We start from the raw sequence: 20779 nt of genomic DNA on the forward strand, positions 1-20779 counted from the left end.
GTGCGGTCCCCTCCGGCATCCGGTCCCCAAGGTGTCGGCCGTACGCTGAACGGCGATGGCTTACCTGGATCACGCGGCGACGACTCCCATGCTCGATGAGGCACTGGAGGCGTACGTCGCTACCGCCCGCGAGGTCGGCAACGCGTCCTCCCTGCACGCGGCGGGCCGCCGTGCCCGCCGCCGGGTCGAAGAGTCACGCGAGCGGGTGGCCGCGGTGCTGGGCGCCCGGCCCTCCGAGGTGATCTTCACCGGTGGTGGGACGGAGAGCGACAACCTCGCGGTCAAGGGCATCTTCTGGGCCCGCCGAGGAGCCCGACCCGACCGCCGCCGGGTGGTCTCCAGCGCCGTCGAGCACCACGCGGTGCTGGACGCTGTCGACTGGCTGGCCCAGCACGAGGGCGCCGAGGTCGGCTGGCTGGCGGTGGACGCCGTCGGTCGGCTCGACCCGGAGACGCTGCGCGCCGAGTTGGTCGCGCACGCCGACCAGGTGGCAGTGGTCACCGCGATGTGGGCGAACAACGAGGTGGGCACCGTCCAGCCGGTCGCCGAGCTGGCCGCCGTCGCCGCCGAACACGGTGTGCCCTTCCACACCGACGCCATCCAGGCGGTCGGTCAGGTGCCCGTCGACTTCGGCGCCAGCGGGGTCGCCGCCCTGACCGTCACCGGGCACAAGCTGGGCGGCCCGACCGGGGTGGGCGCGCTGCTGCTCGCCCGGGACGTGCCGGCCACGCCGCTGCTGCACGGCGGCGGCCAGGAACGCGACATCCGCTCCGGCACCCTGGACACCGCCGGCATCGTCGCCTTCGCGGTCGCCGTGGAGACGGCAGTGAAGGGTCAGCAGGAGTACGCGGCCCGGGTGGCAGCGCTCCGCGACGACCTGATCGAGCGGGTCCGCCAGGCGGTGCCCGAGGTGATCTACAACGGTGACCCGACCGACCGGCTGCCCGGCAACGCGCACTTCTCCTTCCCCGGCTGTGAGGGCGACGCGCTGCTGCTCCTGCTCGACGCGCAGGGGATCGCCTGCTCGACCGGCTCCGCCTGCTCGGCCGGGGTGGCCCAGCCCTCGCACGTGCTGCTCGCGATGGGCGCCGACGACGACCGTGCCCGCTCCTCGCTGCGCTTCACACTGGGCCACACCAGCACGCAGGCCGACATCGACGCCCTCATCGCGGCCCTCCCGGCGGCCGTCGACCGAGCCCGTCGAGCCGCCGCCCTCCGCACCCCCCGCTGACCCGCCCGCGGCCCCACCCCCTCTCCGGGTCGATCATGGAGTTGTGGTGGGTGGCAAAAGGTGCCTTTCGCTCGCTTCCGGGCACCACAACTCCATGATCGACGGGCTGGGTTCGTGGGGCGGCGGGGTTTTCGGGGCTGGTGGATAGGGTTGTCGTGGGGGAACGGACGGGAAGGGGAGTGGGTCAGTGAGGGTTCTGGCGGCGATGTCGGGCGGGGTTGACTCGGCCGTGGCGGCGGCGCGGGCGGTGGCTGCCGGGCATGACGTGACCGGCGTACACCTGGCGCTGGCCCGCAACCCACAGACCTATCGGACCGGGGCGCGCGGCTGCTGCACCCTGGAGGATTCCCGGGACGCCCGACGGGCGGCCGACGTGATCGGCATTCCGTTCTACGTGTGGGACATGGCCGACCGCTTCCACGAGGACGTGGTCGACGACTTCGTCGCCGAGTACGCCGCCGGCCGCACGCCGAACCCCTGCCTGCGCTGCAACGAGAAGATCAAGTTCGCGGCGGTGCTGGACCGGGCGGTGGCGCTGGGCTTCGACGCTGTGGTGACCGGGCACCACGCCCGCCTCGGCGCGGACGGGCTGCTGCGGCGCAGTGTCGACCTGGCCAAGGACCAGTCGTACGTGCTCGCCGTGCTCACCCGCGAGCAGCTCGACCGGTCGATCTTCCCGCTCGGTGACTCGACCAAGGCGCAGGTCCGTGCCGAGGCTGCCGAGCGTGGCCTGGCGGTGGCCGACAAGCCGGACTCACACGACATCTGCTTCATCGCCGACGGGGACACCCGCGGCTTCCTGGCCGGCCGGCTCGGTGAGGCGCCCGGCGACGTGGTGGACGCCTCCACCGGCGCGGTCGTCGGCAGTCACAGCGGCGCGTACGCGTACACGGTGGGGCAGCGTCGCGGGCTGCACCTGGACCGGCCCGCCCCGGACGGCCGGCCACGCTACGTGCTCTCCATCACGCCGAAGACCAACACGGTGACTGTCGGCCCGGCCGAGGCCCTGGAAGTGTCCGACGTGCACGCCTCACGTCCGGTCTGGACCGGCGGCGCCCGTCCGGACGCCCCGGTCGAGTGCGAGGTGCAGTTGCGCGCGCACGGTGACGTGGTGCCGGCGACCGTCGCCCTCGACGGTGACCGGCTGCACGCCGAGCTGCGCCGACCGGTACGCGGCGTCGCCGCTGGTCAGGCAGTGGTGGCGTACCGGCCGGACCCGGCCGGCGACGTGGTCCTCGGCTCCGCGACCATCACCGGCTGACCGCATGGCCTGGGTGGTCGCGGGATAGCCTTCGCCCGTGACAGATCAGGCGTGGCCCTGGCCGGCCGGCGCGGCAACCGGAATTGGTTCGCTGCCCGGCACCGACATCGGCGAGGCGCAGCGGGTGGTCCTCGGTGAGCTTCCCGAGCTGCCCCACCTGCCCGAGTTGCCGGCCCGTGGCCCCGGAGCGGACATGATCGGCCGGTCCGCGGGGCTGCTCGTCGAGCTGCCCGTCGAGGTGTACGCGGGGCGGTGGCGGGTCGCCCCACGCCCGGGCCGCGACCTGCGCCGGGCCCGTGACCTGATGGAACGCGACCTGGACCAGCTCGCCGAGCAGGCCGAGGGGTACGCCGGGCCGATCAAGGTGCAGGCCGCCGGCCCGCTCACGCTGGCCGCCTCCCTGGAGTTGCCGATCGGTGGCCGACTGTTGCGCGATCCCGGCGCGGTCCGCGACCTGACCGGCTCCCTCGCCGAAGGGCTGCGCGCGCACGTCGCGGCGGTCGCCCGCCGGCTGCCCCAGGCGTCGGTACTGCTGCAACTGGATGAGCCGTCACTGCCGACCGTGCTGGCCGGGCGGGTGCCGACCGAGAGCGGGCTGGGCGCGTACCGGGCGGTCGAGTCGGTGGACGCCGCCGCCCTGCTGCGCACGGTCGTCGAGGTGGTCGGCGTGCCGACACTGGTGCACTGCTGCGCCCCGGACGTGCCGCTGGAGCTGATCCGCTCCACCGGCGCCGTCGCGGTCGCCCTCGACCTGGATCTGGTCACCAAGCTCGACCCGCTGGGCGAGGCGATCGACGCCGGCCTCGGGTTGCTGGCCGGGGCCGCGCCGACCCGGCCGCCGTCGGCCGGTGCCGCGCCGACCTCCGCGCAGATCGCCGAACGGGTACGCCAGGTCTGGGACCGCCTCGGCTTTCCTCGCCGCCAGCTGGCCGAGCAGGTGGTGGTCACCCCGGCCTGTGGTCTCGCCGGCGCCACCCCGGAGTACGCGCGGACGGTTCTCGCGGCCTGCCGGGACGCCGGCCGGCGGCTCGCCGAGGACTGAGGTTTCCTGTCGTACCCGGTGGGCAGGATGACGGTCATGATTGGACAGCTTCGTTCAGTGGTGATCGACTGCCCGGATCCGCAGGCGTTGGCGGCGTTCTACGCCGAGCTGCTCGGCGTGCCTCTTGTCGAGGGCGACTCCGACGACGACTGGGTGGTGCTGGGCGGCCCACCCGGCCACCAGCCGCGCCTCGCCTTCCAACAGGCGCTCAACCTGCGCCCACCGGCCTGGCCGGATCCCGAGCGCCCACAGCAGTTCCACCTCGACGTGACAGTGGACGACATCGAGGCCGCCGAGAAGGCGGCGCTCGCGCTGGGTGCTCGGCGGCTGCCGGGCGAGGGTGAGGGCTTCCGGGTCTACGCCGATCCGGCCGGGCATCCGTTCTGCCTCTGTTGGGACTAGTGCGGGTTTCGGAGGTGTCGGTCGAGCCGACACTTCCGAAAGCACTTCCTGACCCCGCCGTGGGTTGCGGCGGCCGGGCATGATGGCCGCCGTGATCCACACCTCCGCGCTGCGCGCCTCCGGTTCGTTCTTCGGCCTCGCCTACGGTGACGCGCTGGGCAAGCCGACCGAGTTCCTGACCGTCGCCGAGATCGAGCGCCGGTACGGTCCGGCCGGCCCGCGTGAGCTGTCCGGCGAGCCGGCTCTGGTCACCGACGACACCCAGATGGCGCTGGCGGTGGGTTGGGCGCTGCGCGAGGCGCCGTCGTTCACGCCGGAGGCGGTCGAGCCACTGCTGCGGCGACGCTTCCTGGCCTGGGCGGTCAGCCCGGACAACAACCGTGCCCCGGGCATGACCTGCCTGCGCGCCTGTGCCGAGCTGAGCCGTGGGGTGTCCTGGCAGGAGGCGACGGTGGTCGGCTCGAAGGGCTGCGGGGCCAACATGCGGGTCACCCCGGTCGGGTTGCTCGACGTGGACCTCGACACGCTCGCCGGGTTGGCCCAGTTGCAGGCCGGGCTGACCCACGGCCACCCGACCGGGCTGGCCGCCAGCGAACTCACCGCGTACGCGGTCTTCGTGCTGCGCGGGGGCGTTTCGCTGCCCGAACTTCCCGCGGTGCTCACCGAGCGGGCACTGTCCCAGCGCCTGGTCTACTCCGAGCGGTGGTTGGGCGACCTCTGGCGGCGCGCCGGTTCCGGTTCTCCGCAGGAGTTCATCGCCCAGGGCTGGGACGAGTGCCTGGCGGTGCTGGGCCGGCTGACCACCACCCTGGCGCAGCCGGACGACGGCGGTGACCCGTGTCAGGCCACCGGGGAGGGCTGGGTGGCCGAGGAGGCGCTGGCCACCGCGCTGCTCTGCGCCGTACGACACGCCGACGACCCGGTGGCGGCGCTGGCCCGGGGCGCGACCACCGCCGGCGACTCCGACTCGATCGCCGCTCTGGCCGGTGCGTTCGTGGGCGCGGCCGTCGGCATGGCCGCCTGGCCGCGCGAGTGGGCCAACCGCATCGAGTACGCGGACCAGCTGGCCACGCTCGGCGCGACCTGGGACTGACCCGGCGCGGCCGGCCTTGAGCGGCGGCCGGCCCCGAGAGTGGTCAGGAGGTGGGGAGGTGACGCAGGCTGCGGACCTTTCGCCACAGGTCAGCGTCGCAGCGGCCGGCGTGGTCGGCGAAGGCGGCCGAGCTGAGTCGGATCGGCTCCGTGAGGCTGAGGTAGCTGTCGTGCTCCGCACCCGGGTCCCAGTCCGCTGTGGGAATCCGCACGTGGTCGTCCCGGTCGCTCTTGTCCTGGCTGGTGATCTTCAGGACGTCGGCGCCCCGGGAGTCGGCGCGCAGCACCAGACACGGGCGCACCTTTGACCCGCTGCCGTCGGCGTACGGCACGTCGGCCCACCAGATCTCGCCGGGCGCCGGGGTGTCGCCGTGCCGGTCGGTGTCGCGCGAGCGGGGCTTGGTGGACGGCCGTTCGGCGCCACGGGGCCGCGGCGGGGTGGAACGACTGCCACCGGTGCCGCCCCGACCCGGCCGGGTGCCCGGACGCCGGTTGGCCACCCGGTGCCGCCAACTGTTCCACGCCCAGCCGGCGGCCACCGCCAGCAGGATCGCCACAGCCCAGAGCAGTGTGTCGGGCATCCGTACCTCCGCGTTCCGGCGACCCGCCGGTCGCGCCGTCCGGCGATCCTTGCACGCCGCCGCCCGTACCGCCCGCCAACCACACCGCGGTCGCCCTGCCCGCGCCGATCTTGCGGTTTCGGTCGCCGAGATGCGGCGGAACGCCCCCTGTGCCGCGACGGCAGATGCACGATCGCGGGAAGGGTGGATCAACTGATCATGGGAGGCGGCTGAGGGCGGGGTCGATCCAGGCGCGGGCGGGCGCCGGATTGTCCCACCGGCCCGATACGGTGCCGGAGTAGCGTGATCAGGGAGGTCGCAGGCGTGTCCGAAGGTGGCGGTGTGTCCGAGGAGCAGATCGGTCAGCAGGTCAGCCCGGCGCAGGAGGCGGCGGCCGGGGCTGAGCCGACGCCGCAGGCCCGGGAGCGGCATGCCGCGCTCAGCCAGGAGTTGACCGAACACCAGTACCGCTACTACGTCCTGGACTCACCGACCATCCCCGACGCCGATTTCGATCGGCAGTTGCGCGAGTTGGAGGCACTGGAGGCGGAGTTTCCGGCGCTACGGACGCCCGATTCGCCGACCCAGCGGGTGGGCGGCACGTTCTCCACCGACTTCACGGCGGTCACCCATGCCGAACGGATGCTCTCCCTCGACAACGCCTTCGCCGACGAGGAGTTGGCGGCCTGGGCCGAGCGGGTCGAACGGGACGCGGGCGGCCCGGTGCCCTACCTGTGCGAGCTGAAGGTCGACGGGCTGGCGATCAACCTGACCTACGAGGACGGCCGGCTGGTCCGGGCCGCCACCCGCGGCGACGGGCGCACCGGTGAGGACGTCACGGCAAACGTGCGCAGCATTCGGGACGTGCCCAGCCAGCTCGTCCCGTCCGCCGAATTCCCGGACATCCCCGAGCTGGTGGAGGTCCGGGGCGAGATCTACTTCCCGATCGCCGCGTTCGCCGATCTCAACGCGGGTCTGGTGGAGCAGGGCAGGGCGCCCTTCGCCAACCCCCGCAACGCCGCCGCCGGCAGCCTGCGACAGAAGGATCCACGGGTCACCGCCACCCGGCCGCTGCGCCTGGTCGTGCACGGCATCGGCGCCCGCCGGGGGTTCCAGCCCACGGCACAGTCCGAGTCGTACGCGGCGCTCAAGTCGTGGGGGTTGCCGACCAGCGACCGGTGGCGGGTCGTCCCGGACCTGGCCGGCGTCGCGGAGTTCATCGCCTACTACGCCGAGCACCGGCACGACGTCGAGCACGAGATCGACGGCGTGGTGGTCAAGGTCGACCCGGTCTCCATCCAGGGCCGGCTCGGGTCGACCAGTCGTGCCCCCCGCTGGGCGATCGCCTTCAAGTACCCGCCGGAGGAGGTCACCACCAAGCTGCTCGACATCGACGTCAACGTGGGGCGCACCGGCCGGGTCACCCCGTTCGCCGTGCTCGAGCCGGTGCGCGTGGCCGGCTCCACAGTCGCGCTCGCGACCCTGCACAACGCCCGCGAGGTGGAGCGCAAGGGGGTGCTGATCGGCGACACCGTGGTGCTGCGCAAGGCCGGCGACGTGATTCCCGAGGTGCTCGGCCCGGTGGTCGACCTGCGGCCCGCCGATGCCCGGCCGTTCGTCATGCCCACCAGCTGCCCGGCCTGCGGCACCCCGCTCGCGCCGTCGAAGGAGGGCGACGTGGACATCCGTTGCCCCAACACCCGCAGCTGCCCGGCGCAGTTGCGGGAGCGGGTGTTCCACCTCGCCGGCCGGGGTGGGTTCGACATCGAGGTGCTCGGCTACAAGGGCGCGGCCGCCCTGCTCGACGCGGAGATCATCAGCGACGAGGGCGACCTCTTCCACCTCGACGCCGAGCAGTTGTCCCGGTCGCCGTTCTTCGTCAACAAGGACGGCAGCCTGGGCAGCAACGCCACCAAGTTGCTGGACAATCTCGCCGTCGCCCGGGAACGGGACCTGTGGCGGGTGTTGGTGGCGCTCTCCATCCGGCACGTCGGTCCGACCGCGGCCCAGGCGCTCGCCCGGCACTTCCGCTCGATGGACGCCATCGACGCGGCCACCGAGGAGGAGCTGTCCTCCGTCGACGGCGTCGGGCCGACCATCGCGGCCAGCATCCGGGAGTGGTTCGCTGTGGACTGGCACCGCGAGGTGGTCCGCAAGTGGGCCGAGGCCGGCGTACGGATGGCCGAGGAGGCGGTCGACGAGGGGCCGCGCCCGTTGGAGGGGATGACAGTGGTGGTCACCGGCACACTCGCCGGCTATTCGCGCGACCAGGCCGCCGAGGCCGTGCAGAGCCGGGGCGGCAAGGTCAGCGGGTCGGTCTCCAAGAAGACGAGCTTCGTGGTGGTGGGGGACAACCCCGGGTCGAAGGCCGACAAGGCCGCCAGTCTCAAGGTGCCGGTGCTCGACGAGGACGGGTTCCGGCTCCTGCTGGACGCGGGCCCGGACGCCGCCCGGGACGTCGCCCAGCTGGGCGGCTGACCCCGCCGGCGGCTGGCCGGGGCGACTGGCCGCGTATACCAACTTAATTACGACTACGACCGATTCGTGACTGTCATACCGGGAAACTGGGGGCCGAGGGCGTTTCATTGGGTCACGGCGTGCGCACCGGCACGCCGATGGTCGGTCGGGAGGTGTGGTGGAGGTCGCCGACCCACGCAACTCGCTTCCTGCGGGACGGGTCGCACCGTTCGCCGCCTTCGTCGCCGGCATCCTGGCGGTCGCCGCGCTGACCGCCGCCGTTCCACTCGCGACGCTCCCCGGTGAGGTGTCCCGGCTGCCGGTGGCGTTCTGGACGATGGCCGCGCTCGCCGTGGTCTGCGACGCGCGTCCGTTCGTGCCACCGGGGCGCCGGCAGACGTCGGCCGTGTTCCCGTCCACCTGCTTCACCTTCGCGATCCTGCTCGGCTGGGGTCTCGGTCCGGCGGTGGTGGTGCAGGCGGTGGGCGTCGTCGTCTCGGGCTGGCGGATGCGGCACGCCGCGTGGCGCACGGCGTTCAACGTCGGCCAGTACGCGTGCGCCCTCGCCGCCGCGTACGGGGTGATCCAGCTCGGCTCGGGCACCATCTTCTCCGGCGGGCGGTTGCACTGGACCGACGTGGCCGCCGTCGGCGGTGCCGCGCTGGCCTGGTTCGTCGTCAACTACGGGTTGGTCAGCTGGGCGGTGCGGCTGCGGTTCGGGGACCGCTGGTGGCCCAACGTCCGCCAGGGCCTCGGCTTCGAGTTGCTCTCCACCGGCTCACTGCTGCTGCTCGCTCCGGTGCTGGTCGCCGCGGCGCGGGTCAGCGCCGCGCTGATCCCGCTGGTGCTGGTGCCGCTCTTCGCCGTCTACCGGATGGCGCGGTTGACGAACGAACAGCAGCACCTCGCCGCCGCCGACCCGCTGACCGGGCTGCCCAACCGCAAGGCCCTGCTGGCCGAGGTGGCGGAGCAGGTGCACCTGCATGCCGAGCGGACCGCCCGTGGTGAACCCGACGGGCAGCTCGCGCTCCTGCTGATCGACCTGGACCGTTTCAAGAACGTCAACGACGCCCTCGGGCACGCCGTCGGCGACCGGCTGCTGGTCGAGGTCAGCGCCCGGCTCACCGACATGCAGCCCCGACCACAGATGATCGCCCGGCTCGGCGGTGACGAGTTCGCCATCGTGATGACCGGGCTGACCCACGTCGGTCAGGCGCGGGAGTTGGCCGACCGGGTGGTTCAGGCGCTGGCCGAGCCGGTGCCGCTCGACGGGCTGCCGCTGGACGTGGGCGGGTCGATCGGGATCGCCCTCTTCCCGGAACACGGCGAGGACTTCGCCACCCTGATGCGCCACGCCGACGTCGCGATGTACGACGCCAAGCACCGCAACGACACGGTGGCCGTGTACGCCCCGGAGTCCGACCACAACTCGGCCGAGCGACTCGGCCTCCTCGCCGACCTGCGTCGCGTACTGGAGACCAGCCCTTCGGCCGAGGGGCCGTTCGATGCCGACGCCGACGTCGAGTCGCCAGGTCAGGGCCAGGGCGAGGGTGCGCAGCCGGACGGCACCGGCCGGCACGGTGTGCCGGGCGACGCCGAGCGGACGGCCGACGTACCCCTTGTCGTGTCGGCGGAGGTGCGCGGCGGTGACGGGGCGGCGCTGCCCACCGGCGCCCCGGCCGAGGGCGCGCTGCCCACCGCGGCGCCGGGCCGGTCCGTGCCGGCGGCGGACCCGGCGTCGACGCTCGCCCCGGCACCACCGGGAGCTGGCCGGTGGTGGGCACGCCGTCGGCGCACCGACGCCGAGCTGGTGCACTCCGATGAGCTGATCAACCGGATCGCCACCGGAGCCGACCCGATCCGGGGTCGCAACGCTCGTGCCACTGTCGGCGGCACCCGTTCCGGGCCGGCCCGGGAGCGGCGCGTCGGCGGGATCGGTCGGCGGTCCCCGAACGGGAGCGCGGTGGGCAAGGGTCGCACCGGGGGGCGGCGGGACGTCGGCCCGGGTGCGCTCGGGCAGCCGCTGGAACCGACCGGGTGGGCGCACGCGGACGACGAGACGGCCGACGACGCCGGGGAAATCACCATGTACTACCAGCCGCAGATCGCCATCGCGACCGGCGAGGTGGTCGGCGTCGAGGCCCTGCTGCGGTGGCGGCACCCCCTGCGGGGCATGGTCGACCCGGAGGAACTGATCCGGGTCGCCGAGCAGAGCGCCGTGATGCGACTGCTCACCCGTCGTGTCGTCGACGACGTGGTGGAGCAGCTCGCCAAGTGGTCGGCGGCCGGCATCAGCCTGCGCGCCGCGCTGAACGTGAGCGTGCGCGACCTGCACACCGGCGAGATCGCCGACCAGATCGCCGACCGGCTGGCCCGCTACGGGGTGCCGGCCGAGCGGCTTCAGGTCGAGATCACCGAGGGCGCATTGATGGCCGACCCGCGTCGGGTGCTGGCCACCATCTCCCGACTGCACCGGATCGGCGTGGCCATCGCGCTGGACGACTTCGGCACCGGTTACTCCTCGCTCCAGCACCTGCGCCGGTTGCCGCTGTCCGAGGTGAAGGTGGACCGCTCGTTCGTCCTCGGCATGGCCGACGACGCCGACGACGCGGCGATCGTCCGGTCGATGATCGAGCTGGCCGGCGCGCTGGGGCTGCGGGTGGTCGCCGAGGGTGTCGAGGACGAGCGGACCTGGCGGATGCTGCACGCCGCCGGCTGCGACGCCGCTCAGGGCTGGTTCTACGCCCGGCCGATGCCGGCCGAGGAGTTGGTCACCTGGCTGGCCCGGTACCGGCCGGTCCGCCCGACCGGCGGGCACCCACAGCCGGATGTCGCCCGCCGCCCCACCCGCTGACCCGGCACGAGGGTCGCTGGAGGGGGAGTCGGGGACGCGGCACCGGAGCGGAACAATAGACTCGCTCCGGTCACCGCGTGTCACGCTCCACCTGTCGCGCGGCCGGCACATCGCCCGACCAGCAGGAATTCAGAAGGGGGCACGGATGGCCGCCATCTCCCGCGAGGAGGTCGCGCACCTGGCGCGCCTGTCGCGGCTCGCCGTCACCGAGGAGGAGCTGGACACGTTCGCCGGCCAGCTCGACGTGATCCTCCAGGCGGTCGCCCAGGTCGGCGAGGTCGCCGCCGCGGACATCCCGCCGACCTCGCACTCGGTGCCGCTGACCAACATCTTCCGCGAGGACGTCGTCACGCCGTGCCTGACCCCGGAGGAAGCGCTGTCGGGCGCGCCCGACGCCGAGGACCAGCGGTTCCGCGTACCGCGGATCCTGACCGAGGATGTGGCCTCATGAGCGAGCGGCAGCGAGCGAATCAGCAGTGCAGCGCCGTGGTGCCTCATGGCGTCGCGGAGCGAAGCGGAGTGACGGCATGAGCGATCTCATCAGCATGACCGCGACGGAGATCGCGGCCCTGGTCGCGGGGGGCGAGACCTCCGCGGTCGAGGTGACCCAGGCGCACCTGGACCGGATCGCCGCTGTCGACGACCGGGTGCACGCCTTCCTGCACGTCGACACCGACGGCGCGCTCGCCGCGGCCCGCGCGGTGGACGAGCGCCGGGCCGCCGGCGAGGAGCTGGGCCCGCTCGCGGGTGTGCCGGTCGCGGTCAAGGACGTGCTCGCCACCCGGGGCGTACCGACCACCGTGGGGTCGAAGATCCTGGAGGGCTGGCGCCCGCCGTACGACGCGACGATCGTGCAGCGGCTGCGGGATGCCGGCACGGTGATGCTCGGCAAGACCAACATGGACGAGTTCGCGATGGGCTCCTCCACCGAATACTCGGCGTACGGCCCGACGCACAACCCGTGGGACCTGAGCCGGATCCCGGGTGGCTCGGGTGGTGGCAGCGCCGCCGCGCTGGCCGCGTACGAGGCGCCGCTGGCGATCGGCTCGGACACCGGCGGCTCGATCCGCCAGCCCGGAGCGGTCACCGGCACCGTCGGCGCCAAGCCCACCTACGGCGGCACCTCCCGTTACGGGCTGGTGGCCTTCTCCTCGTCGCTGGACACTCCCGGCCCGTGTGCCCGGACGGTGCTCGACGCGGCCCTGCTGCACCAGGTGATCGGCGGGCACGACCCGCGTGACTCCACCTCGATCCCGCAGCCGGTGCCGGACGTGGTGGCGGCGGCGAAGCTCGGCGCTACCGGTGACCTGACCGGCGTGCGGCTCGGCATCGTGAGCGAGTTCGTCGGCGAGGGTGCCGAGCCGGGGGTGATGGCGGCGTTCCGTGAGTCGGTCGACGCACTGACCAAGATGGGCGCCGAGGTCGTCGAGGTGTCCTGCCCGACGTTCGCGTACGCCCTGCCGGCGTACTACCTGATCGCCCCGAGTGAGTGCTCCTCCAACCTGGCCCGGTTCGACGGCGTCCGGTTCGGCCTGCGGGTCGGCGACGACGGCAACCGGTCGCTGGAGGAGGTCATGTCGCTGACCCGGGAGGCCGGCTTCGGCCCGGAGGTCAAGCGCCGCATCATGATCGGCACGTACGCGCTGTCGTCGGGTTACTACGACGCGTACTACGGGCAGGCGCAGAAGGTTCGGACGCTCATCACCCGGGACTTCACTGCCGCGTTCGAGCGGGTCGACGCGCTGATCTCGCCGACCACCCCGTCGGTGGCGTTCCCGATGGGCGCGCGGACCGCCGACCCGTACCAGATGTACCTGGCCGACCTGTACACGATTCCGACGAACCTGTACGGCGGGCCGGGCATCTCGGTGCCGTGTGGGCTCTCCGAGGGGCTGCCGGTCGGTCTCCAGGTGATGGCCCCGACGATGGCCGACGACCGGATGTACCGGGTCGCCGCCGCGTTGGAGTCCGCCGTCGGCACGTTCACCCCGCCGACGCTCTAGACCGGAACCGCATCGGCGCCGAGGGACATGTCCCTCGGCGCCGATCGCGTGTCTGGACGGGTTGGGCGTCGATCAGGGCTGGCTCGGCGGCCCGGCGAGGTAGCGGCGGGCCTCCCGCAGACCACGCCAGCGATACCAGGCCGCACCCATCATGAGCAGGATCAGCACGACGGCCAGCCCGCGGGTGAACGGGTTGACCGTGTTCACCAGGGCCGGCACCTGAATGAGGGCGACCACCGCGAACAGCAACAGCAGCCAGCGCTGGCCGACTCGGAGTCGGGCCTCCGTGCGAGCCAGCGCGTCCAGACGAGGGTCGTCGGCGGATCCGTCGCGCAACGCCTGCGTGATCCGCCGCCTCGTCGCCGGGTCGGCACCGGCCGTCCGGGGCATCCGCCTGATCAGCCGGCGGCCGAAGACGAGGGCGACGACCGCGCCGACCAGCGACGGGATGAGTATCAGCCCGAACGCTGCGAGGAGATCGGACCCCCCGGTCTCGCCGTCGACCATTGCGGCGCTGCCCATTGCGGCGGTGGCGACCACGACGACCGCGGCGACGACGTACGTGCTGCGACGGTGTCGCCCCTGCGTCACCTGCCCGTCTGCGGCGACACGTTCCCCGGTGGTCACGGCCGCCCCTGATTCCGACGCCGCCGGTTCACCAGGTGCACGACGGCGTACGCGATCGCCACCGCCACCACCCCGGGCAACACCAGGCTGATCACCAACTCGGCGGCCGTGTCCGGCTGGCGGTCCTCCCCGGAGGCGAACCAGCTGACCAGGGTCACGACGACGGCCACCGCCCACACCGCGAGCACCCCGACGAGCACCGGCCGGACCTGCATTCCTGGCTCTCTCCCCGTATTCGTCATTGTCGCTCCGTACCCCGCTGTCGGTAACGCCACGCACGCCGGACGAAACCCGGCCGAGGATTGATCGGGCAACCCCATTAGGCTGGACAGGTTCTGTCCCGGATCGCGCCTGGAGCGTCTCATGACCACGACACTGCCCGCGTACGACGAGGTCGTTGCGCGCTTCGAACCGGTGATCGGCCTGGAGACCCACGTCGAGCTGGGCACGAACACCAAGATGTTCTGCGGTTGCCCGACCGACTTCGGCGGAGAGCCGAACACCCGGGTCTGCCCGGTGTGCCTGGGCCTGCCCGGTTCGCTGCCGGTGGCCAACAAGGCGGCCATCGAGGCGATCATCCGGATCGGCCTGGCGTTGAACTGCTCGATCGCCGAGTGGTGCCGGTTCGCCCGGAAGAACTACTTCTACCCGGACATGCCGAAGAACTTCCAGATCAGCCAGTACGACGAGCCGATCTGCGTCGACGGTTACCTGGACGTCGAGGTCAACGGCGAGACGGTCCGGATCGAGATCGAGCGGGTGCACCTCGAGGAGGACACCGGCAAGTCGCTGCACGTCGGCGGCGCCACCGGCCGCATCCAGGGCGCGACGGAGTCGCTGGTCGACTACAACCGGGCCGGCATCCCGCTGGTCGAGATCGTCACCAAGCCGATCACGGGCACCGGTGCGCTCGCCCCCGACGTGGCCAAGGCGTACGTCACCGAGCTGCGCGACGTGATCCGCACCCTCGGCGTGTCCGACGTGCGGATGGAGGAGGGTTCGCTGCGCTGCGACGTGAACACCTCGCTCAACCTGCCGGGCGCGGAGTGGGGCACCCGTACCGAGACCAAGAACGTCAACTCGCTGCGGTCGGTGGAGCGGGCGGTCCGCTCGGAGATGCTGCGGCAGGCGTCGGTGCTGGACGCGGGCGGCCGGATCACCCAGGAGACGCGCCACTTCCACGAGGACACCGGTGACACCACCCCGGGTCGCTCGAAGGAGACCGCCACCGACTACCGGTACTTCCCCGAGCCGGATCTGGTGCCGATCGCCCCGGACCCGGCCTGGGTCGCCGAGCTGAAGGCCGCCCTGCCGGAGCTGCCCCGGGTGCACCGGCGTCGGCTTCAGGAGCGGTGGGGCCTGTCCGACCTGGACATGCAGTCGGTGCTGAACGCCGGCGCGGTCGAGCTGATCGAGGCCACCGTGGCCGCCGGCACCACCCCGGCCGCGGCCCGCAAGTGGTGGCTGGGTGAGCTGTCCCGCCGGGCCAACGAGAGCGGCGTGGAGCTGGCCGAGATCGGTGCCACCCCCGCCCAGGTCGCCGAGCTTCAGGGGCTTGTCGACGCAGGCAAGCTCAACGACAAGATGGCCCGCACGGTGCTGGAGGGCGTGGTCGACGGCGAGGGCTCGCCCACCGAGATCATGGCCAACCGGGGCCTGGAGGTCGTGTCGGACACCGGCGCGCTCACCGCGGCCGTGGACGAGGCGATCGCCGCGAACCCCGGCATCGCCGACAAGATCCGCAGTGGCAAGGTCGCGGCGGTCGGCGCGCTGGTCGGCGCTGTCATGAAGACCACCCGGGGTCAGGCCGACGCGAAGACCCTGCGTGAGCTGATCCTGGAGCGCCTCGGCGTCCAGGGCTGACACCCACCCGGAGCACGCCGCCGCCGCGACCCGGCGGCGGCCTGCCGCCACCCCCTGCCCACTACGCGGCCACCCCGCACCCCTCGCGCGGGCGTCAACGGCGACGCCTGGATGGAGCCACCGTGACCACCGTGACCCAGCACGACCTCGATGTCCTCGACGAGATCCAGCAGCGGGTGCTCTGGCTCGCCACCCGGATCGTGGACGCCGCCAACCATGACCGGACCACCGGCGACGGTGTGAAGGTCGGCGGCCACCAGGCGTCCAGCGCCTCCCTGGTCACGGCGATGACAGCGCTCTGGTTCGCGCACCTGGACGCCGAGGACCGGGTCGCGGTGAAGCCGCACGCGTCCCCGGTGTTCCACGCCATCCAGTACCTGCTCGGCAACCTGGACCGCTCCTACCTGCCCCGGCTGCGGGCCCGTGGCGGCCTCCAGTCGTACCCGTCGCGCACCAAGGACCCGGACGCTGTGGACTTCTCCACCGGTTCGGTCGGCCTGGGGGCGGCGGCGCCGCTCTTCGCCGCCGCCACCCGGCGCTACGTCGACGCGCACTTCGGGGCCCGCCCGCACTCCCGGTTCGTGGCGCTGATCGGCGACGCCGAGCTGGACGAGGGCAACATCTGGGAGGCGGTGGCCGACCCGGCGACCACCGGGCTGGGCAACGTCATGTGGCTCGTCGACTTCAACCGCCAGTCGCTGGACCGGGTGATTCCCGGCATCCGGATCAACCAGTGGCGGGGCCAGTTCGAGGCGGCCGGCTGGCACGTCGTGGAGGTCAAGTACGGCCGCCGGCTCGCCGAGGCGTACGCCCGGCCGGGCGGCGAGGCGCTGCGCGACTGGATCGACGCGATGCCCAACGAGCAGTACCAGTCGCTGTTCGGGCTGGCCGGCCCGGCGCTGCGCAAGCAGTTCCTGGACGGGGCGCCCGCCGAGGTGGGCGCGTTCGTGGAGAGCATCGACGACGAGGAGCTCGGCCCGCTCGTCACCGACCTGGGCGGGCACGACCTCCAGGTTGCTGGACGCGTACGCCCAGTGCGACGCGGTCACCGACCGGCCCAGCGTCGTCTTCGCGTACACGGTGAAGGGTTGGGGTCTGCCCATCGCCGGCAACCCGCGCAACCATTCCGCGCTGCTCAGCTCGGAGCAGGTCGACACGCTGCGCGCCGCGCAGGGGTTGACCGCCGACACCGAGTGGGACCGCCTCGACCCGGCGTCACCCGCCGGGATCCAGGCCGGCGCCCGCCGGGAGGCGCTGTCCCGCGCGCCGCGCGAGCGCGCGCTGGGCGTCACCGTTCCGGAGAGCACCGGAGTACGCGCCAACAAGCCGATCTCCACGCAGGAGGCTTTCGGTCGGGTGCTGGTGGACCTGGCGCGGGACCGGGAGGTGGGCCGCTACCTGGTCACCACCGCCCCGGACGTGGCCACCTCCACCAACCTCGCCGGGTTCATCAACAAGACCGGGGTGTTCGCCCCCACCGAGCAGCGTTCCTGGACCGAGGACCGGATGCTGCGCTGGACGGAGAGCCCCGCCGGGCAGCACATCGAGCTGGGCATCTCGGAGATGAACCTGTTCCTGCTGCTCGGCCAGCTCGGGCTGTCCTGGGACCTGTCCGGGCAGCCGCTGCTGCCGGTGGGCACTGTCTACGACCCGTTCGTGCTGCGCGGCCTCGACGCCTTCCTGTACGGCACCTACTCCGGCTCCCGGTTCGTGGTGGCCGGCACCCCGTCCGGCATCACCCTCGCCCCGGAGGGCGGTGCCCACCAGTCCACGATCACCGCGTCGGTCGGCCTGGAGCTGCCCGGGGTGACCTTCATCGAGCCGGCGTACGCGGCCACCCTCGACTGGCTGCTCTGCGACGCGCTCGGTCAGATCGCCGGTGGGCCGGCCCCGGCCGCGACCGCCGCACCCGCCGAGGACGGCGCGTACTACTTCCGGTTGAGCACCCGACCGCTGGCCCAGGCACCGTTCGAGGCGGCCCGGGCCCGGCTCGGCGACGCGGTGCTGCGTCGGCAGGTCGTCGCCGGGGCGTACCGGCTGGTCGACGCGCACCAGGCGTACCCGCACCTGGTCGACGCCCCGGTGGTGCAGTTGGCCGCCTCCGGCGCGGTCCTGCCCGAGGTGCTGGCCGCCGCCGCGGAACTGGCCGACGAGGGCATCGCCGCGCACGTCGTGGACGTGACCTCGCTGGACCGGCTCTACCGGGCCTGGCAGCGCACCCTGCGCCAGGGCGTACGGACGGCCACGGTGCCCAGCGTGCCGGGCGCGCTGCGGTCCGCGTTCGCCGATCGGGTGCCGGTGGTGACAGTGCACGACGCGGCGTCGCACGCGATGGCCTGGCTCGGTTCGGCGGTCGGCGCACCGGCGGTGCCGCTCGGGGTGGACGAGTTCGGCCAGTCCGGCAGCGTCGCCGAGCTGTACGAACTGCACGACCTGCTGCCCGGCAGCATCGTCAACGCCGCACTGGCCGCCATCGCCCTCCGCTGACCCGTCGGCGCCCGCCGGTCCGCTGGCGGGCGTCGACGTCGGCTCAGCCGGTCGGTGTGGGCGTGGGTGTGGCGGGGTCACCGCCACTCGGCGTGGGTGTGGGTGTGGCGGGGACGCCGGCGGTCGGGTTCTCCACCAGGCGTCGTTCCAGGTTGACCTGGGCCTGCCCGGTGCCGCCGACGGTGATGGTGTCGTACGCCTGGAGCAGCTTCTGCTGGTCGAGGTAGAGCACGCTCATCGACAGCGGGGTGGGCTTTTCGCCCTCCAGGCCGCGCAGCCCGGCGCCGCCGGTGGAGCCCTCCACCATCAGCGTGGTGGGCCGCTGCCCGGGCGCCTGCGGCAGCTCGGTGACCTGCCGGGAGTGGGTGTGCCCGGCCAGCACCAGCGGGCAGGTGCCGGCGAGCGGCCCGGCCGACGCCGGGTCGTGCACGAGCGCGATGTCGACCGGTCGCGGTGAGCTGCGGACCGTCGCGGCGAGCTGGTTGCCGGCCCCGATCACCTGGTCGGCCACCTGCTGGGTCAACCCGCTGCCGGCCGGGGAGGTGTTCTTGTCCGGGGTGAAGCGCGGGTCGCCGATGCCGGCGATGGTCAGCCCGGCGACGGTCGTGGTCGTGTTGTTCAACACGATGGCGTTCGGCTGGCGGGCCACAGCGGCGGCGGTCTTGCCGGAGTCGTGGTTGCCCCTGATGAAGACGTACGGCTTCTTCAGCAGGCCGATCGAGGCGACGAAGGAGGCCTCCGGTTCGCTGCCCCAGTCGGTGATGTCCCCGGTGTCGATCACCACGTCGATGCCGAACTGCTCCACCACCGTCCGGATCAGCTGCCAGCCGGTCGGGTTGAGGTGCATGTCGGAGACGTGCAGCACCCGGGTGGTGCCCGGGGTCGGCTCCAACAGGGGTAGCGCCGAGACGGTGGTGTAGAGCTGGCTGACGTTTCCGACCAGGCGCTGCAACTGCTCCGCGTACTTGGTGTAGTCGTTGGCGATCCGGCGGGCGTCACCGACGATGGCCGGCGCGTTGACCAGCAGCCCCTCGTAACGTGGTTCCTCGATGGCCTGCGGACGAACTGTCGCCGCCGCCGTGCCGAGGCTGCTGGCGGTGACCAGCAGCGCCAGCCCACCCGCCCAGGCGGTGCGTCGGACGTCGCGGAAGATCAGCCCGGCCAGGATCAACGTGACCAGCACCGATGCGCCGAGGGTACGCAGGCCGAGGCGCATCACCCCGGAGCGGACGTCCTCCACGGCGCTCTGGCTGGCCCGGCTGATACTGGCCGGGTCGTCGATCAGCGCCTCGGTGCGCCCCTGGTCGAGGGCGCCCAGCCGGACGGTGAGATGGGTCGGCCCGTCGTGGCTGTCGAGCAGCAGCGCGCCGAGCGGCGGGATGTCGACGGTGGTGCCGCCGTCCCGGGCGGGGGAGATGCTGAGATTGGCCCGGAACGGGCCGATGTCGGTGCTCACCTGGCCACCGGCCAGCACCCCGAGCACAGCCCCGGCCAGGGCCACGGCGAGGACGGCGACGATCAGCCCGAGGCGGCGCAGCGGGCCGGCGGCGCCGACCCACCAACCCGTCGGGCGCGGCTGATCGTCGCCGGTCACCGGGTCGCCCCGGTCATCGGCGTCGTCGTGCCGCTCGTCGCGTTGCCCGTCCATGCTGAGAGTCTGACCTGCCCGTCGGAAGATCTTGGCAAACCTGAACGGATGGTGACGCGATCAGCTGCGTCCGCCGTCACCACCCGCGAAGACCACCCGCAGGAGCCGGTCGTCGTCGCCCGCCGGGTCGCCCCGGCCGTCGTGGTTGGAGGTGCTCACCCAGAGCGACCCGTCCGGTGCCGCGGCCACCGCACGCAGCCGACCGTAGCGGTTGGTGAGCAGCTCACTGGGCTGACCGAGCAGGGTGCCGGTGTCGGTCAGCTCCATCACCCAGAGGCGCTTGCCGCGCAGGCAACCGGTGACCAGCAGCCGGTCCGTGGCGGCCAGACCGGAGCAGGACGCGTCCGACGTCGCCCACTGGGCGATCGGGTCGGTGAACCGCTTGTCGCCGGCCTGACCCTCGACCTCCGGCCAGCCGTAGTTGCCGCCCTTGGTGATCTGGTTGATCTCGTCCCAGGTGTTCTGGCCGAACTCGACGGCGTACATCCGCTTCGCGGCGTCCCAGGCGAAACCCTGGACGTTGCGGTGCCCCAGGGACCAGACCGCGGAGTTCGGGTACGGGTTGCCGGCGGCGGGCTTGCCGTCCGGGGTGATCCGGAGGATCTTGCCGCCGAGGCTCTTCACGTCCTGGGAGAGGGGGCGCTGGCCGGCGTCACCAGTGCTGACGTAGAGCTGCTTGTCCGGGCCGAAGCCCAGCCCACCGCCGTTGTGCACGTTGGCCTTGGGGATGCCGGTGAGGATCGGCGTGGGCTGCCCGCCGAGCCGCAGCCGGGCGACCCGGTTGTCCCGCTCGGTGGTGTAGTAGACGAACACCGTCTGGTCCCGGGCGTAGTCGGGGGAGACGGCGATGCCGAGCAGCCCACCCTCGCCCGCCGCCGCCACGTCGGGGATGGTCTGGAGCGGGCGGACCCGCAGCCCGTCCGGCCCGGACTCGGGCCCGACCTGAAGGATCCGGCCGTTGTCCCGTTCGGTGACCAACGCGCCGCCGTCCGGCAGGAAGGCGATCGCCCACGGCACCCGCAGACCCTTGGCGAGCACTGTCGCCACCGCCTGCTGGCCGGCGCCGCCAGGGTTCGCCGACGCGGACGGGGTCGGCAGGTTGGGCGGTTCGCCGGCCGGGTCGGGCTCCGGCTCGCCGAAGCTGCAACCGGCGGTGAAGAGCAGCGCCGCGCAGGACGCCGCGAGGGCCACCCGGAGGCGGTGGATGCGAGGGTACGGGGGACGGGCGCTCACCCGGCCCAGGGTAGCCCGC

Annotated in this window: 15 protein-coding genes and 1 pseudogene; 11 read left to right on the forward strand and 5 right to left on the reverse strand. The window is 72.8% G+C overall.

Annotation, left to right across the window (positions count from 1 at the left end; translation table 11 throughout):
* Nucleotides 1-55: 55 nt before the first annotated feature.
* From ABZS40_RS11920 to ABZS40_RS11940, 5 genes are all read left to right on the forward strand, one after another.
* On the forward strand, nucleotides 56-1231 hold the full coding sequence (locus ABZS40_RS11920) for a cysteine desulfurase family protein (protein ID WP_354943299.1): 1176 nt from the start codon (nucleotides 56-58) through the stop codon (nucleotides 1229-1231).
* A gap of 187 nt (nucleotides 1232-1418) precedes the next feature.
* Nucleotides 1419-2492, forward strand: a complete 1074-nt coding sequence (gene mnmA / locus ABZS40_RS11925) for a tRNA 2-thiouridine(34) synthase MnmA (protein ID WP_354943300.1) — start codon at nucleotides 1419-1421, stop codon at nucleotides 2490-2492.
* A 37-nt stretch (nucleotides 2493-2529) separates the two neighbouring features.
* On the forward strand, nucleotides 2530-3534 hold the full coding sequence (locus ABZS40_RS11930; RefSeq protein WP_354943301.1) for a methionine synthase: 1005 nt from the start codon (nucleotides 2530-2532) through the stop codon (nucleotides 3532-3534).
* A 36-nt stretch (nucleotides 3535-3570) separates the two neighbouring features.
* Nucleotides 3571-3936: a VOC family protein gene (locus tag ABZS40_RS11935; RefSeq protein ID WP_354943302.1), complete on the forward strand. Its 366-nt coding sequence runs from the start codon at nucleotides 3571-3573 to the stop codon at nucleotides 3934-3936.
* A 79-nt stretch (nucleotides 3937-4015) separates the two neighbouring features.
* Nucleotides 4016-5029: an ADP-ribosylglycohydrolase family protein gene (locus tag ABZS40_RS11940; protein ID WP_354943303.1), complete on the forward strand. Its 1014-nt coding sequence runs from the start codon at nucleotides 4016-4018 to the stop codon at nucleotides 5027-5029.
* Nucleotides 5030-5072: 43 nt separating this feature from the next.
* Here the strand turns inward: ABZS40_RS11940 and ABZS40_RS11945 are convergent, their stop codons facing one another.
* Nucleotides 5073-5609, reverse strand: a complete 537-nt coding sequence (locus ABZS40_RS11945) for a type II toxin-antitoxin system PemK/MazF family toxin (RefSeq protein ID WP_354943304.1) — start codon at nucleotides 5607-5609, stop codon at nucleotides 5073-5075.
* Between the two features lie 321 nt (nucleotides 5610-5930).
* Here ABZS40_RS11945 and ligA point away from each other — a divergent pair, with 321 nt between their 5' ends.
* The 4 genes from ligA to gatA all read left to right on the forward strand — a co-directional run bounded on the left by ligA (nucleotide 5931) and on the right by gatA (nucleotide 12902).
* Complete coding sequence (gene ligA / locus ABZS40_RS11950) at nucleotides 5931-8066, forward strand: NAD-dependent DNA ligase LigA (RefSeq protein ID WP_354943305.1); 2136 nt, start codon at nucleotides 5931-5933, stop codon at nucleotides 8064-8066.
* A 157-nt stretch (nucleotides 8067-8223) separates the two neighbouring features.
* A complete protein-coding gene (locus ABZS40_RS11955) occupies nucleotides 8224-10899 on the forward strand; it encodes an EAL domain-containing protein (RefSeq protein WP_354943306.1) in 2676 nt (891 codons plus the stop codon).
* A gap of 145 nt (nucleotides 10900-11044) precedes the next feature.
* Nucleotides 11045-11350: an Asp-tRNA(Asn)/Glu-tRNA(Gln) amidotransferase subunit GatC gene (gatC, locus tag ABZS40_RS11960; RefSeq protein WP_091393256.1), complete on the forward strand. Its 306-nt coding sequence runs from the start codon at nucleotides 11045-11047 to the stop codon at nucleotides 11348-11350.
* A gap of 76 nt (nucleotides 11351-11426) precedes the next feature.
* On the forward strand, nucleotides 11427-12902 hold the full coding sequence (gene gatA / locus ABZS40_RS11965; RefSeq protein ID WP_354943307.1) for an Asp-tRNA(Asn)/Glu-tRNA(Gln) amidotransferase subunit GatA: 1476 nt from the start codon (nucleotides 11427-11429) through the stop codon (nucleotides 12900-12902).
* 72 nt (nucleotides 12903-12974) lie between these two features.
* On the opposite strand, the gene ABZS40_RS11970 is transcribed toward gatA, so the two are convergent.
* Both ABZS40_RS11970 and ABZS40_RS11975 read right to left on the reverse strand, forming a co-directional pair.
* Nucleotides 12975-13529 carry a hypothetical protein gene (locus ABZS40_RS11970; RefSeq protein WP_354943308.1) on the reverse strand — a complete coding sequence of 185 codons (555 nt, stop codon included), beginning with the start codon at nucleotides 13527-13529 and terminating at the stop codon, nucleotides 12975-12977.
* Nucleotides 13526-13744, reverse strand: coding sequence for a hypothetical protein (locus ABZS40_RS11975; RefSeq protein WP_354943309.1), 219 nt, complete (start codon nucleotides 13742-13744; stop codon nucleotides 13526-13528). The genes ABZS40_RS11970 and ABZS40_RS11975 overlap by 4 nt, the downstream gene beginning before the upstream one ends.
* 148 nt (nucleotides 13745-13892) lie before the next feature.
* Here ABZS40_RS11975 and gatB point away from each other — a divergent pair, with 148 nt between their 5' ends.
* Both gatB and ABZS40_RS11985 read left to right on the forward strand, forming a co-directional pair.
* Nucleotides 13893-15392, forward strand: a complete 1500-nt coding sequence (gene gatB / locus ABZS40_RS11980) for an Asp-tRNA(Asn)/Glu-tRNA(Gln) amidotransferase subunit GatB (protein WP_354943310.1) — start codon at nucleotides 13893-13895, stop codon at nucleotides 15390-15392.
* A gap of 131 nt (nucleotides 15393-15523) precedes the next feature.
* Nucleotides 15524-17879 (forward strand): annotated as a pseudogene (locus tag ABZS40_RS11985) (pyruvate dehydrogenase).
* Between the two features lie 43 nt (nucleotides 17880-17922).
* Here the strand turns inward: ABZS40_RS11985 and ABZS40_RS11990 are convergent.
* Nucleotides 17923-19527, reverse strand: coding sequence for a metallophosphoesterase (locus ABZS40_RS11990; protein WP_354943311.1), 1605 nt, complete (start codon nucleotides 19525-19527; stop codon nucleotides 17923-17925).
* A gap of 60 nt (nucleotides 19528-19587) precedes the next feature.
* Nucleotides 19588-20760, reverse strand: a complete 1173-nt coding sequence (locus ABZS40_RS11995) for a PQQ-dependent sugar dehydrogenase (protein ID WP_354943312.1) — start codon at nucleotides 20758-20760, stop codon at nucleotides 19588-19590.
* Nucleotides 20761-20779: the final 19 nt, after the last annotated feature.

It is taken from the genome of Micromonospora sp. NPDC005324 (genome assembly GCF_040607155.1).
Classification (GTDB): domain Bacteria; phylum Actinomycetota; class Actinomycetes; order Mycobacteriales; family Micromonosporaceae; genus Micromonospora; species Micromonospora trifolii.

Coding starts and splice junctions, on each gene's coding strand:
- gatC (WP_091393256.1), top strand. CDS start 11,045: ATGGCCGCCATCTCCCGCGAGGAGGTCGCGCACCTGGCGCGCCTGTCG.
- ABZS40_RS11940 (WP_354943303.1), top strand. CDS start 4,016: ATGATGGCCGCCGTGATCCACACCTCCGCGCTGCGCGCCTCCGGTTCG.
- ABZS40_RS11935 (WP_354943302.1), top strand. CDS start 3,571: ATGATTGGACAGCTTCGTTCAGTGGTGATCGACTGCCCGGATCCGCAG.
- ABZS40_RS11990 (WP_354943311.1), bottom strand. CDS start 19,527: ATGGACGGGCAACGCGACGAGCGGCACGACGACGCCGATGACCGGGGC.
- gatB (WP_354943310.1), top strand. CDS start 13,893: ATGACCACGACACTGCCCGCGTACGACGAGGTCGTTGCGCGCTTCGAA.
- ABZS40_RS11945 (WP_354943304.1), bottom strand. CDS start 5,609: ATGCCCGACACACTGCTCTGGGCTGTGGCGATCCTGCTGGCGGTGGCC.
- gatA (WP_354943307.1), top strand. CDS start 11,427: ATGAGCGATCTCATCAGCATGACCGCGACGGAGATCGCGGCCCTGGTC.
- ABZS40_RS11975 (WP_354943309.1), bottom strand. CDS start 13,744: ATGCAGGTCCGGCCGGTGCTCGTCGGGGTGCTCGCGGTGTGGGCGGTG.
- ABZS40_RS11920 (WP_354943299.1), top strand. CDS start 56: ATGGCTTACCTGGATCACGCGGCGACGACTCCCATGCTCGATGAGGCA.